The 13,824-nt window shown below is 58.0% G+C and carries 13 protein-coding genes and 1 pseudogene; all 14 read right to left on the bottom strand.

Annotated elements, in window-relative coordinates; all coding sequences use genetic code 11:
* Positions 1-71: 71 nt before the first annotated feature.
* Positions 72-890 (bottom strand): SDR family oxidoreductase, encoded by an 819-nt coding sequence (locus ACOYW2_RS08295; protein ID WP_482422506.1) that lies wholly within the window; start codon positions 888-890, stop codon positions 72-74.
* Between the two features lie 190 nt (positions 891-1,080).
* A complete protein-coding gene (locus tag ACOYW2_RS08290; RefSeq protein WP_482770086.1) occupies positions 1,081-2,202 on the bottom strand; it encodes a sensor histidine kinase in 1,122 nt (373 codons plus the stop codon).
* Between the two features lie 103 nt (positions 2,203-2,305).
* Positions 2,306-2,734 carry a S16 family serine protease gene (locus tag ACOYW2_RS08285; protein ID WP_482422504.1) on the bottom strand — a complete coding sequence of 143 codons (429 nt, stop codon included), beginning with the start codon at positions 2,732-2,734 and terminating at the stop codon, positions 2,306-2,308.
* Positions 2,735-2,738: 4 nt separating this feature from the next.
* The gene (locus tag ACOYW2_RS08280) at positions 2,739-4,085 is read right to left on the bottom strand and encodes an AAA family ATPase (RefSeq protein WP_482771004.1); all 1,347 of its coding nucleotides are present in this window, start codon (positions 4,083-4,085) and stop codon (positions 2,739-2,741) included.
* Positions 4,018-4,704 (bottom strand): LON peptidase substrate-binding domain-containing protein, encoded by a 687-nt coding sequence (locus ACOYW2_RS08275; RefSeq protein ID WP_482770085.1) that lies wholly within the window; start codon positions 4,702-4,704, stop codon positions 4,018-4,020. The genes ACOYW2_RS08280 and ACOYW2_RS08275 overlap by 68 nt, the downstream gene beginning before the upstream one ends.
* A gap of 367 nt (positions 4,705-5,071) precedes the next feature.
* Entirely contained in the window at positions 5,072-5,365 is a 294-nt protein-coding gene (locus ACOYW2_RS08270) for an ATP-binding cassette domain-containing protein (protein WP_482422502.1), read from the bottom strand.
* Entirely contained in the window at positions 5,316-5,873 is a 558-nt protein-coding gene (locus ACOYW2_RS08265) for an ATP-binding cassette domain-containing protein (RefSeq protein WP_482770084.1), read from the bottom strand. The genes ACOYW2_RS08270 and ACOYW2_RS08265 overlap by 50 nt, the downstream gene beginning before the upstream one ends.
* Complete coding sequence (locus ACOYW2_RS08260) at positions 5,860-6,882, bottom strand: ABC transporter permease subunit (protein WP_180141008.1); 1,023 nt, start codon at positions 6,880-6,882, stop codon at positions 5,860-5,862. The genes ACOYW2_RS08265 and ACOYW2_RS08260 overlap by 14 nt, the downstream gene beginning before the upstream one ends.
* Before the next feature lie 147 nt (positions 6,883-7,029).
* Positions 7,030-7,815, bottom strand: coding sequence for an amino acid ABC transporter substrate-binding protein (locus tag ACOYW2_RS08255; protein ID WP_180141006.1), 786 nt, complete (start codon positions 7,813-7,815; stop codon positions 7,030-7,032).
* 339 nt (positions 7,816-8,154) lie between these two features.
* Complete coding sequence (locus tag ACOYW2_RS08250; protein ID WP_482771003.1) at positions 8,155-8,478, bottom strand: AMP-binding enzyme; 324 nt, start codon at positions 8,476-8,478, stop codon at positions 8,155-8,157.
* 123 nt (positions 8,479-8,601) lie between these two features.
* Positions 8,602-9,723 (bottom strand): annotated as a pseudogene (locus tag ACOYW2_RS08245) (AMP-binding protein); the annotation flags it as partial.
* A gap of 15 nt (positions 9,724-9,738) precedes the next feature.
* Positions 9,739-9,861 carry a hypothetical protein gene (locus tag ACOYW2_RS08240; RefSeq protein WP_482422499.1) on the bottom strand — a complete coding sequence of 41 codons (123 nt, stop codon included), beginning with the start codon at positions 9,859-9,861 and terminating at the stop codon, positions 9,739-9,741.
* A 212-nt stretch (positions 9,862-10,073) separates the two neighbouring features.
* The gene (locus ACOYW2_RS08235) at positions 10,074-11,783 is read right to left on the bottom strand and encodes a long-chain-fatty-acid--CoA ligase (RefSeq protein WP_482770083.1); all 1,710 of its coding nucleotides are present in this window, start codon (positions 11,781-11,783) and stop codon (positions 10,074-10,076) included.
* Positions 11,784-11,993: 210 nt separating this feature from the next.
* Positions 11,994-13,700, bottom strand: a complete 1,707-nt coding sequence (locus ACOYW2_RS08230) for a long-chain-fatty-acid--CoA ligase (protein WP_482770082.1) — start codon at positions 13,698-13,700, stop codon at positions 11,994-11,996.
* Positions 13,701-13,824 lie beyond the last annotated feature (124 nt).

Genomic DNA, 13,824 nt, shown 5'->3' with positions numbered 1-13,824 from the left:
ACCTTCGAGTCAAAGGTTCCGGGGACCCAAGGCCGACAACACGGCCCCGGGCCCCTCGGCTCGTCCGGGCTTCAGCAGAACATCCGCTCAAAGCCCCGTCTTTTCGTAAACACGGCCATGCCCCGGTGGAAAAGCTCGGGACTGAGCCGTTTCATCCACCACATGACCTTTCCGTCCCACTGGGGGATAACATAAAGCCTTTTTCTCCGCACGGCCTTTTCGATATCCCGGGCCACATCCTCTGCGGTATAGCGGGTCTTGGCAAAAAAGCCCTCGGCCACCTTGCGCTGCTGGTCGTCCGTGGAGTGAAACCTCTCCATGAGATTCGTCTTGAAGAAGGTGGGAGCGGCCACGGTCACCCCGATGCCCTTGGACGCAAGCTCCGAATAGAGGGTCTCGGACAGGGAAATCACACCGGCCTTGGTGACGTTGTAACTGCTCATTTCGGGAAAGGAGACAATACCGGCGCTGGAGGCAACATTGACGATGTGCCCGCTTCCCTGGGCCTCCATGAGGGGAGTAAAACGACGGCATCCCCGAATCACCGCCTTCAGGTTCACATCCATGATCCACTCCCACCGGTCTTCGGGGATGGCATCCAGGGTCCCGGCGGCTCCCACACCGGCATTGTTGACGAGGACATCCAGGCCGCCCCAGCACTCCTCAACCGTTTGAGCCAGCTCTTTGAATGCCCCTTCCACGGTGACATCGCACTGCCGGGTCAGTGCTTCGCCGCCCCTTTCGTCAATCAGTCGCCCCGTCTCCTCCAGGGTTCGCGGATCCATATCCGCGATGCAGACCCGCCATCCTTTTCGCGCATAGACAAGGGCCAGCGCCCTTCCCAGCCCGGAGCCTCCTCCGGTGATCACGATTCGCTTCTTCTGAGACATCTCCGCTCCTTTACCGTGCGATTTATATTGAGAATAACCCATTAAAAACCAGAGAGAAATACTTCATCACAAAACGATCACTACCCGGACAAACCACACCGGTCCAGCCATCCATAGGCTAAAGGCTAAAGGCTAAAGGCTAAAGGCTAAAGGAATCATACACCATGCGCCTGAAGAATCAAGGCATTCGTCACGACGCGTCGCGACAGGGGAGAAAAAGGGAAAAGGTGGTGCCGGAATCCGGCGAAGAGGTAAAACTGACGGTACCCCCGAGGTATCGCTCGGCAAAGAGTTTCATGGAGTAGGTCCCCACCCCGCGGCCGCGGCCCTTGGTGGAAAAGGAGCGCTGAAAAATACCGAGCTGCACCTCACGGGGAATATAGCCGGGGTTGGACACGGAAAAATGAACGGCGTCGCCCCATGGGGAGCAGCCGGCATCCACCCGTCCCCCTTCGGGGGTCGCTTCCAGGGCGTTCTTGAACATGTTGATGAGGATGCGCCGCAGAAGGACCGGGTCGGTCTCAACCACGGCATCCCGTGCCTGGGGAGAGAGAACCAGGCTGCGGGAGTGGGTGGACTTGTTGCGGGTGTAGAGGCCCAGGCACTGCCTGAGGGTCTCCAGGGCGGAGACTGGCATGAGCTGGGGCTGAAGCTCTCCGGCTTCGGCCTCCAGGAGTTTTTTGTGGGAACGGATCTCATCCAGGAGCCACTGGGAGGCGTAAAACACCGTCTCCATCTCCTCGGTCTCCCCTCCGGGGCCGGAGTTCTCCATGAGCAACTCCGCCGTGCCGGAGATGGCCGCCGCCGTGTTGGAGATATCATGGAAAAAGGTGCGTTCCAGGCTTTTCCTCCGGTTCTCGTCGGAGATGTCCACGGCAGAAAAAACGGTAAACAGCTCCCCGTCCCGCCAGATGGGTGAGGTCCGGACCCGCAGCTCCAGCACCTCGCCCCCCTGGGCCGTGATGACGCACTCCATCACCGACGGCTGTTCGTTCTGGGACGCCAGGATCGACTTGACGGCACCGCAGACACTGCAAAACTCGGTGGTGCCGCAGCCAGCGCCCGAAGAGAGGGCGTTGACGCAGCCCAGGGCCTCCCCGGGCCGCTTTCCGTACACCTGTTCCGGCTCCGTAAGCCCCACGACCTCGACAAACCGTTGGTTGGCACAGACGATCTGCCGGCAGCGGTTGAGAACCAGAAACACCACGGGAAGGGCTTCGGACAATTCACGCATCTCAAAACTGGTGAAAAGCTCGCTCTGGGACCTGATCTCCAAAGGCCCCAGCCTCTCTGCAGAAGCAAATTGCGTCACCGCCTCATTCACCGGTCGCCCCTCCATTCTCGTGGTTAAGGAAAGCCATGCCACCGGGACCCGGGGAAAAGCGCCTCACCCCGGGCCCCAGGGCACACCCTACTTATGTTGCCCGGCCGAACACCACCTTGAAGACATCCCGGTAAGCCTTGGCAAAGTGAAAGGTCATGCCCGAGCAGATGTAATCGGGCAGCTCGTCCACGTCCCGCCGGTTGTCGTCGGGCAGGACCAGCTCCCGGATCCCGATACGACGCGCGGCAATGACCTTTTCACGGATGCCCCCCACGGGAAGGACTTTTCCCGTAAGGGTGATCTCCCCTGTCATGGCCAGGGGGCGGTCGATCTTGCGTCCCGTGGCAAGGGAGATCAGTGCGGTGGTCATGGTGACACCGGCGCTGGGGCCGTCCTTGGGCGTGGCCCCTTCCGGCACATGGAGGTGCACAAAGGCCGTATCAAAATAGGCCTTGTCCACACCAAAGTTCTCAATGTGGGAGGAGACAAAGCTGTAGGCGAGTTCCGCCGACTCCCTCATGACATCACCAAGCTGTCCGGTCTGTTTGAACCCCTTGGCGAGATCGTGGATCTTGGTCGTTGCCGCCGACGGCGGCCCCTCCATGGTACTCCGGCGAGGCCCATCCCGACGATACACCCAGTCCGGCTGGACTTTCTTTCCTGAAAATGGGGGGCCCCAGATACTCGGGGATGTCCTTGACCCCCACGGATATCGGCTTGTCCCCGTTTGACAGGAATCCCACAACTGCCTTGCGGACAATACGGTTCATCTGCTTTTCCAGGTTCCTGACCCCTGCCTCCCGGGCGTATCCGTCGGCAATGTTTCGAATGGCCGCATCGGTGATTTTCAGCTGTTTTTTGGGAATCCCGCTTCGCTCCATGAGGCGCGGCCAGAGGTGCTTGCGGGCGATCTCCACCTTTTCGGCGGTGATGTAGCCCGAGAGCCTTGTCATGTCCATGCGGTCCAAAAGGGGCTGGGGAATGGTGTCCAGTTGGTTGGCCGTGCAGATGAACAGCACCTTGGACAGATCCAGCCTCAGATCGAAGTAGTGGTCGAGGAACTCGCTGTTCTGTTCCGGGTCCAGGGCCTCCAGAAGGGCCGAGGCCGGGTCCCCCTGGTAAGAGGCGCCCACCTTGTCGATCTCATCGAGCATGATCACCGGGTTGGAGACACCGGTCTCCTTGAGCGCATGCACGAATTTGCCCGGCAGGGCGCCGATGTAGGTCCGCCGGTGGCCCTTGATCTCGGCCTCGTCGCGCATGCCACCGACGCTGAAGCGGTAAAATTTCCGTCCCAGGGCCTCTGCAATGGACTTACCGATGGAGGTCTTGCCCACCCCCGGGGGACCCACCAGAAGCATAATGGAGCCCGAAACCTGTTTTTTGTAGACGCCCACGGCCAGAAACTCGATGATGCGATCCTTGACATCGCCGAGACCGGAGTGATCGCGGTCGAGGATTTTCCGTGCGGCCTTGATGTCCAGCTTGTCTTCGGAAGAGACCCCCCAGGGCACGGAGGTGATCCAGTCAAGGTAGTTGCGGCATACCGCATACTCCGGCGACCCTTTTTCAAGGACCTGCATCTTGTCGATTTCGCTCTCCACCCGCTCCAGCACGTGCTCCGGCGGGTCCAGCTTTTCCAGGCGCTCCCGGAACTGGTCGATGTCAGCCGTGCGATCGTCCTTGGCGATGCCCAGCTCCTCCTGAATCACCTTCAGCTGCTCCCGCAGGAAAAATTTGCGCTGATTCTCGTTGAGGCTCTTGTTCACCTCCTGGCTGATCTCACTCTGGAGCTTTAACGCCTCATGCTCTTTTTTCAAAAGGACCAGCACCTTTTTCATGCGGTCCATCAGGGACGTGGTCTCCAGGATATCCTGGATCTCCTTTCCCGGCGCCGTGGTGATGGACGCCCCGAAATCGGCCAGGGAGGGCCGCGTTGGGGCTGGAGCCGGATGGTGAAGACTTGACCTCCTCCCCGTACAGGGGGTTCAGGGGGATGATCTCCCGGATGCCCTTGATCACCGCAACCGAGTAGGCCCTGAGTTTTTCCGTGTCCCCCTTGATCTCCACGGGGTACGTGACCCGGACATGGAACGGGGCCTCTTTGGATAAGAAGTCTTCAATGGCAAATCGCCGGACGCCCTGGGCCACCACCTGGAGCTTTTCTCCGTCGGCCATGACGTTGTGAATCTGCGCCACGCACCCCATGCGGAAAAAACTGTCGGGGCCCAAGACCTCTCCGGCATCGGGCCTTACCAGGACAAGCCCCACCAGCCCGTTGCTGTCGTTGATGGCTTTTTCAATGGTGGGCTGCCACTTTTCCTGATTGATGATAAGGGGCTGGGCCTGAAACGGCAGGAAGGGCCGTCCAGTCACCGGCAGGACCACCAGGTTGTCGGGCATGATCTGGTGAGGAATGGCAAGGCTGGAGGTCTGGTCATCCTCGTTTTCGGATACGACTTCAGGAGTAATAGGCTCATCGTTTTCCATGGTCAGGCTCCTTTCACGAATAAGCATCGGTTGTCTGCGTAAGGAAATGATGCAACGATTCAGCGGGACCGTAAAATGGATTGACGGGAGTGGGCTTTGCTGAGATTTGCCATACCAAGTCTTATGGATCCCGTTTTTCTAATAAAAAAGTAGGCACTCTTGATTTCAACCAGATCGCTGCGTCTGCACAACCCTTTTGCATCTGTAAACTCGCAATGCGGGCATTTGAACTGCAAATAGACCCGGAACCCCTTCTGAAAAACGCCCTGCCTGTTTTTTCCGGGCTTCTCCGGCTGCCACAAAAAAACCCCGCCGCTTTAAAAAAAGCGACGGGGTTTTCAGTAAACGAAATATCTCTGCGAATGCTTTATAGAATGGAGTCCACAAAGCTCGCCACACGGGAGTGGGTCATGCAGGCCCCGAAAAACTCATCGGGAGGCGCCTCGGTGACAAACTGTCCTTTTTCCATGAAGATCACACGATCGGCGATCTCACGGGCAAAGCCCATCTGGTGGGTAACGATGATCATGGTCATGCCTTCATCGGCCAGACCCTTGATGGTGTTGAACACCTCCCCCACAAGCTCGGGGTCCAGGGCGCTGGTGGGTTCGTCAAAGAGCATGATCTTGGGCTTCATGGCCAGGGCGCGGGCAATGGCCACTCGCTGCTTCTGCCCCCCGGAGAGGGTCGCCCGGGTAGACCCCGGACTTCTCGGACAGGCCCACCTTCTCCAGCATGTCCTCGGCCAGGATGTGCGCCTCTTCACGGCTCTTGCCCTGGACCGTTACGGGCCCTTCCATGATGTTTTCAAGGACGGTCATGTGGGGAAACAGATGAAAATGCTGAAACACCATGCCGATCTCGGCCCTTAAGGCACAGATGTTCTTCTGGGTGTCCAGGACCCGCTTGCCCTTCTTCTCCACGTAGCCCACAGAGCGGCCCTCAAAGACAATATCCCCGTCGTCGATCTCTTCCAGAATATTCACCGACCGAAGCAGGGTGGACTTACCGGATCCCGACGGCCCGATGATCACCACCTTCTCCCCGGGCATGACGGACAGGTCCACGGCGTCCACGGCCGTTGTCTTTCCAAATCGCTTGGTGATCTTCGACAGGCTGATGATGGGCGCATCCGCCGGGGTCGGGTTTGATTGGTTATCTGTTTTCATAAGCTCCGACTCGTTTTTCAATTTTCTCGAAGGTCACCGTGAACACGGTGGTAAAAAGCAGGTAGATCATCGCCGCAATAATCAGCACGTTCACGTTGAAATAGGTATTGAACATCTGGTTTGCAGAGCGCATCAGCTCCACCATGGCGATGGTGGAGACCAGGGCGGTGTCCTTGATCAGGGCGATGAATTCGTTGCCCACAGGGGGCATGAGGCGCTTGTAGGTCTGGGGAACGATGACCCGCCGCATGGCCTGGGTATAGGTCATGCCGATGGCCTTGGCCGCCTCCATCTGGCCGCCGTCGATGCTTTCGATGCCCGCGCGGATAATCTCGGCCAGGTAGGCCGAGTAGTTGACCCCCAGGCCGATGATGGCCGAGGTGGTCGGGGAGAGCGTTATCCCCAGGGACGGCAGCCCGTAGTAGATGAAAAAGAGCTGGAGGAGAAGCGGTGTTCCCCGGAAAAACCAGATGATAAACCAGCAGACCCACCGAATGGGCGGCACGCCGCTGATGCGTCCCAGGGCGATGAGAAGCCCTCCCAAAGGCGAAATAACCATGGTGATGAGCACAAGGAACAGGGTGATGCCCGCCCCCTGGATCAGGGACGGCAGAAACATCCTCATGTCGTCGATGAAAAGAACCCACTTGGGCTTTTTGGCCTTGGCAAGGGAGGCCAGCATGTTGGTGGCTTCCACGTGATCAGGGAATAGGGCCAGCACCTCCTTGCAGGATGCCTCCGCATCATCCGCCATGCCGAGGGCATGGTAGAGTTGAGCCTTCTGGATGCGGCTCTTGACAAAATCCCCGGCGTTGTCGGGGCCCTCCGGGGCCGGGATCCGATCCAGCACCTCCAGGGCAGTCTGGTAGTCACCGGAGGCAATGAGGTTGCTTGCCTCCCTGAACACCTTGTCCGGGTTGATGTCGCCTGCGGCAAGGGCCGCAGTCGGCAGGGCCAGCAGAACCAGCCATATGAAAAGCAGAAAGCCTCTGCGTATCGTGGGTTTCATGGATATGTCTCGCCTTCGTTGGACGGCTGTAACGTGGAAAAACGGCATCAATCTACACAGAGCCCCCATGGTGGTGCCGTTCCCACCAAACAGGAGAGGACGGCATCGCCGCCCTCTCCCCGGGATCTGACTATGGTCGGGTATCCACTACCACTTGGTGGGGTCGGTGATGTCCTCGCCAAACCATTTTTCGGAAATCTTGGCCATGGTGCCGTCAGCGACCATTTCGTCGAGGGTTTTCTGGACAGCAGCGCGAAGGGCATTGTCCTCTTTACGGAAGGCTACGCCAAAGGGCTCTTTGCTGATAAAACCGGGAAGAGTCTTGAAGGAACCCACCTGCTTGGCGATGGCGTCGCGGCCGGTGACGTTGTCGATGACAACGGCGTCAAGACGACCGGCTTTGAGGTCCAGCAGGGCCTTGGGGTTGTCTTCGTACTCGTTGATGGCCTTGGGGGCGTTGGGAAGCTTCTTGGCTGCGGTAACCGCAGGGGAGCCTTCCTGGCAGCCGACGACCATGCCGCCGAGGTCTTTGTAATCGGTAAAGCGTTTTTCAGTGAAACGAACCACCACAACCTGGCCGTCGAGGATGTAAGGCTTGGTGAAGTTGACCCGGGCGACACGCTCCTTGGTGATGGTCATGCCGTTCCAGATGCAGTCGAACTTGCCTGCATACAGGGAGTTGATCACACCTTTCCATGCTGTGGGCTGCAGAGCCAGCTCGATGCCGAGACGCTTGCAGACCTCGTTGGCGGCGTCGATGTCAAACCCGACAATGGTGCCGTCGGCAATTTTGTATCCCATGGGAGGGAACGAGTCATCCAGGCCGAGCACAAGCTTGCCTTCTTTCTTGACACGATCCAGGGACCCGTCTCCTGCAAAGGCCATGGTCGACATGGCAAACAGACAAATCAGGAAAACAACCGCTCTCTTCATAACATTCTCCTTAAGGTGTAGTGGTTTAATCTGAAACGTATGGGAAATATACGATCAGGCCTTATTTTGCAAGGTATTTTCGTTTTCGGGCCTTCTCGAATCCCTTAATTTTCAAAACAAAAAAGTCATTTTACACCCTGTATTCAGATGCGTTGAAAGCCTTAAAAGAACAAAAAAGGGAGGCGTTTTCACGCCCCCCTTGCCTACCATTTCACCGGACGCCCACTGCGCCCCGCCAAAGGCGCGCAGCCAGCCAACCGCCTCCGCAGACATGGCACCGTACACAACAGACCGGTTTCACGCCCCATCCGCACAGACAGGCCCCCTGAGGTGCATCCGTTAACGTTCAGAATCCGTTTTCTTGGCCATCTCTTCGTCTCTCAGGTCCTTGCGCAGGATTTTTCCCACCGTGGACTTGGGCAGGTCCGATCGGAAGGCAACGGCCACGGGCCACTTGTACTTGGCAAGCTTGCCCGCGCAGTAGTCGATGAGTTCCTTTTCCGTTGCGGTCTCCCCCTCCTTAAGGACAACAAAGGCCTTGGCAGCCTCCCCCCGATGGGCATGGGGAATGCCGATGGTGCACGCTTCCTGAACCTTGGGGTTCTCGTAGAGCACCTCGTCGATGTCCCTGGGGTAGACATTGTAGCCCCCGGAGATGATCATGTCCTTTTTGCGGTCCACAATGTAGAAATAGCCGTCTTCGTCCATCCTGGCGATATCTCCGGTGTGGAGCCAGCCGTCACACAGGGTCTCGGCGGTGGCATCCGGACGGTTCAGGTAGCCCTTCATCACCTGGGGACCACGGACAACGAGCTCTCCGATCTCTCCCTGGGGCACCTCGGTCACCCCGTCGGCAATATCCACGATACGGGCTTCGGTGTTGCTGATGGGCACCCCGATGCTGCCCACTTTCCGGGGACCTCCGTGGAAGGGGTTGACGTGGGTCACCGGCGAGGATTCGGTCATGCCGAAGCCTTCGGCGATCACCGAGCCGGACCGCTTCTCAAACTCGCGGATCACCTCTACGGGCAGGGGCGCGCTGCCGGAAAAACAGCCTTTAAGGCAGGAGAGATCGGTCTTCTCAATGGCGGGGTCATGGACCATGCTGATGTACATGGTGGGCACCAGGGGCGCAAAGGTGGGGCGATACTTCTGAATCGCCTCCAAAAGCTGGGGGCCCTGGGGCTTGGGCACCAGAACAATGCTCCATCCCATGGAGACCGGCAGGTTCATGGCCGTGGTGAGGCCGAAGATATGGAAAAACGGAAGGGCCCCCACAAAGCTCTCTTCCCCCTCTTTCAGCCCCGGGAACCATGCCGTGGCCTGCTGGGCCTGACAGCTCAGGTTCCGGTGGGTAAGCATCACCCCTTTGGAGACACCAGTGGTCCCCCCGGTGTACTGGTACATGGCCACATCGTCCCAGTCCAGTTCCGCGCGAAAATCTGACGGTGCGTGGGAGGCGACCATCTCCTTCCATTTGTAGAGATCAGGTGCCGGGGCAACGGAAGCGGCCATTTTTTTGCGCTTGCCCACCAGGGGAAAAAGCAGGTTTTTCGGGAAGGGGAGGTAATCGCCGATGGAGGTGTAAATGATTTTTTTGATGCCTGTCTTGCTTCGCAGGGCCACCATGCGGTCCGCGAGCAGATCCAGGGTGATGAGCAGCACGGCACCGGAATCGTTAAACTGATGGCTCAGCTCCCGATCGGTATACAGGGGGTTGTTCATGACGGCCACGGCCCCCATGCGCATGATGGCGTAATAGGCCACCACGCAGGGAATCATGTTGGGCAGGAGGATGGCAACGCTGTCCCCTTTCTTGACCCCCATGGCCTGAAAGCAGGCCACCATGGAGCGCACCATGCGGTCCAGCTCCCGGTACGAGACCTTGTACCCCTGAAAGTTCAATGCGGTGTTTTCAGGGAATCACTGGACCGAACGGTCCAGGAAGTCCGAAATAAAAAGCTTTTCAAAATCAAGAAACTCCGGAACCCCTGCTTCGTAGCTGCTCAGCCACGGCTTGCTCTGGTAAGTCACTTTATCGGTCACGCGTCTGTCCTCCATCTGATTTTCATACTGGCGTTGAAACTCATTTCTCAGAGTGTATGAATTAAGGGAGTGACGATGCGCTGTCAACAGGATTCGAACCTGGCGGTTCACATTATCAAGTTATTTTTATTAAACATCTTTTACGCGCATTAACACCCGATTAAACAAGGCATTTTCTTCGTCGCGGCCATGGGTTCGCCCCTCGGCAAAGATCAATTTCCCCCGGCTGATGGTGCCTGGCCCATAACCTCCTGGCGAAGGTCTTTTCGCAGGATTTTCCCCACCGTGGACCTGGGGAGTTCGTCACGAAATTCCACGGCCACGGGCCACTTGTACTTGGCCAGCTTGCCGCTGCAAAAATCGATCAGCTCCTTTTCGGTGGCAGTCTCCCCCTCTTTGAGCACCACAAAGGCCTTCACGGCCTCTCCCCGGTGGGCGTGGGGAACCCCGATGGAGCAGGCGTCCTGAACCTTGGGGTGTTCGTAGAGTACCTCGTCGATATCCCGGGGGTAGACATTGTAGCCGCCGGAGATGATCATGTCTTTCTTGCGGTCCACGATGGAGAAGTAGCCGTCCTCGTCCATCCTGGCGATGTCGCCTGTGTGGAGCCAGTCCCCTGCCAGCGCCTCGGCGGTGGCCTCAGAGTTGTTCAGATACCCTTTCATCACCTGGGGCCCCCGGATGACAAGTTCTCCAACCTGCCCCACCGGTACGTCGGTAACTCCGTCGGCAAGGTCCACGATACGGGCGTCGGTGTTGCTGATGGGAATCCCGATGCTGCCGGCTTTCCGGGGTCCGCCGTCAAAGGGATTGATATGGGTCACCGGGCTGGACTCGGTCATGCCGAAGCCTTCGGCGATGACAGCCCCTGAGCGCATCTCAAACTCACGGATCACCTCCACGGGAAGGGGGGCACTGCCGGAGAAAAGGCCCTTGATGCAGGAAAGATCGGTCTTCTCAATGGCCGGATCATGCATCATGCTGATGTACATGGTGGGAACCAGAGGGGAAAAGGTGGGACGAAACCTTCGAATGGCTTCGAGGAGCTGGGCTCCCTGGGGCTTGGGAACCAGAACAATACCCGCTCCCATGGCCACGGGAAAGTTCAGGGAGGTGGTCAACCCGAAGATATGGAACAGGGGAAGCCCGCCGATAAAGACCTCTTCCCCGTGGGTCAGCCCGCGAAACCATGAGGTGAGCTGCTGTACCTGATAACTCAGGTTCCGGTGGGTCAGCATGACTCCTTTGGAAACACCGGTGGTGCCTCCGGTGTACTGGTACATGGCCACGTCGTCCAGATGGAGTTCTTCACGGAAATCAGACGGTGCATGGGTGGCCAGCACCTCTTTCCACCGGTACACATCCGGGGCCGGGGCAACGGAGGCAGCCATCTTCTTTCGCTTGCCCACCAGGGGAAAGAGAATATTTTTGGGAAACGGCAGGTAGTCGCCAATGGAGGTGTAGAGGATCTTTTTGATGCCGGTGTGCTCCCGCAGGGAGACCATGCGGTCGACCAGCAGGTCCAGGGTGATGAGGAGCACGGCCCCGGAATCGTTGAACTGATGGGTCAGCTCCCGATCCGTGTACAACGGGTTGTTCATGACGGCCACGGCCCCCAGGCGCATGATGGCATAATAGGCCACCACACAGGGGATCACGTTGGGCAGAAGAATCGCCACGCTGTCCCCTTTTTTAACCCCCATGCCCCGGAGGCAGGCCACCATGGACCGCACCATGGTGTCGAGTTCACGGTACGAGACCTTGAATCCCTGGAAGATCAACGCGGTGTTGTCCGGAAACCTTCGCACCGAGCGTTCCAGAAAGTCAGCAATAAAGATATCTTCAAAATCAATGAATTCGGGAACGCCTGTCTCGTAGCTGCTCAACCACGGTTTGCCCTGGTAAGTCACCTTGCTGGTCACGCCCTGTCCTCCACTCTTCTCACTTGGGGTTAAAATCATCATCGCAAGGCGTATGAATTAAGGGAGTGGCGAAGCGCTGTCAACAGGATTCGATCTGTGGATTCACATTATCAAGTTATTTTTATTAAACATTTTTCACGACCCCTAACGCCCCATGAAACCTGATGGATCCCTTTCAGGATCACCGGCGTTACCAGCGAGAAAAATGGATCAAGCTCCCTTTGCCTCAGCACTTTTGGCCACCTCTTCCTCCCGGAGATCCTTCCTCAGAATCTTGCCCACCGTGGACTTGGGAAGAGAGTCCCGGAACTCCACGGACACCGGCCATTTGTACTTGGCCAGCTTGTCGCTGCAAAATTCGATCATCTCCTGCTCGGTGGCGGTCTCCCCTGCCTTGAGCACCACAAAGGCTTTCACGGCCTCCCCCCGATGATTGTGGGGAATCCCGATGGAACAGGCTTCCTGCACCTTGGGATGTTCGTAGAGGACCTCGTCGATGTCCCTGGGGTAGACGTTGTAGCCGCCGGAGAGGATCATGTCTTTTTTTCGGTCCACAATAAAAAAATACCCTTCCTCGTCCATGCGGGCGATGTCGCCGGTGTGCAGCCAGCCGTCGGTGAGGGACTCGGCCGTGGCGTCGGGGCGGTTGTGGTAGCCCTTCATCACCTGGGGCCCCCGCACGAACAGCTCACCAATCTCGCCAACGGGCATGTCGGTCTCTCCATCGGCAAGGTCCACCACCCGGGCTTCGGTGTCCGGTGCCGGAATGCCGACACTGCCCACCTTCCGTTTGCCGCCGCTGAAGGGGTTCATGTGGGTCACCGGGCTGGACTCGGTCATGCCGAAGCCCTCCACGATCACCGAACCGGAACGCCTTTCGAACTCCTTGGTCACTTCCAAAGGAAGGGGCGCGCTGCCGGAAAAACAGCCTTTGATGGAACTTAAATCGGTGCGGTCGATGGCCGGATCGTTCAGCATGCCGATGTACATGGTGGGCACCAGGGGCGCATAGGTGGGCCTGAATTTACGAATGGTCTCCAGGAGCTGCGGCCCCTGGGGCTTGGGCACCATCACCATCTCCCACCCCATGGAGACAGGGTAGTTCATGGCGCAGGTAAGCCCGAAAATATGAAACCACGGCAGGGCGGCGATGCAGCACTCCCCTCCCCTTTCAAACTCGGAGAACCAGACGCTGGCCTGCTGGATCTGAAACGAGAGGTTCCGGTGGGTAAGCATGACCCCCTTGGCCGCACCGGTGGTCCCCCCGGTGTACTGAAACATGGCCACATCGTCCAGGTCCAACGTCTCGCGAAATTCCGTGGGGGCGTTGGCCGCCACCATCTCTTTCCACTTTATCACGTCCGGGGCAGGTGCCACGTCCGCAGCCAGTTTTTTGCGTTTTCCCACCAGGGGAAAAAGAAGGTTCTTGGGAAAGGGAAGGTAATCGCCTATGGAGGTGTAGACGATCTCCTTGATGGAGGTCTTGCTTCGCAAGGCCGTCATGCGGTCGGCCAGAAGGTCCAGGGTGAAGAGGACCCGCGCCCCGGAATCGTTGAACTGGTGCAGCAGCTCCCGGTCGGTGTACAGGGGGTTGTTCATCACACAGATGGCCCCCACGCGCATGATGGCGTAGTAGGCAACAAGACAGGGAAGAACGTTGGGAAGCAGAATCGCCACGCGATCACCCTTCTCAACGCCTATGGACTTCAACCACGCGGCCACGGATTTGACCATCCGATCCGTCTCCCGGTAGGAGAGCCTGAATCCTTGGAAATTGAGGGCCGGATTGTCCGGGAACTCCCTTACGGAGCGTTCCAGAAAATCGGTAAGGAAGATCTCTTCGTAGCTCACCTGAGAGGGAACACCCTCCCCGTAACTGCTGAGCCACGGTTTATCCTGATAGGTGGTCTCGGTCATGGGTCCTCCATGGAAAGTGGGTTGAGCAGGTCAAAACGCGGTTTATAGAAGCAAACTTATGTTAGCCTCTCACGGTAACATTATCAACCCAATTCCTCAATTGTCTTCCATTTATAAGCCCTGT

The organism is Desulfoluna sp. CLI2B (assembly GCF_056847375.1).
The sequence above is the reverse complement of the archived record's forward strand: the minus strand, read 5'-3'. Positions and strand labels throughout refer to the sequence as shown.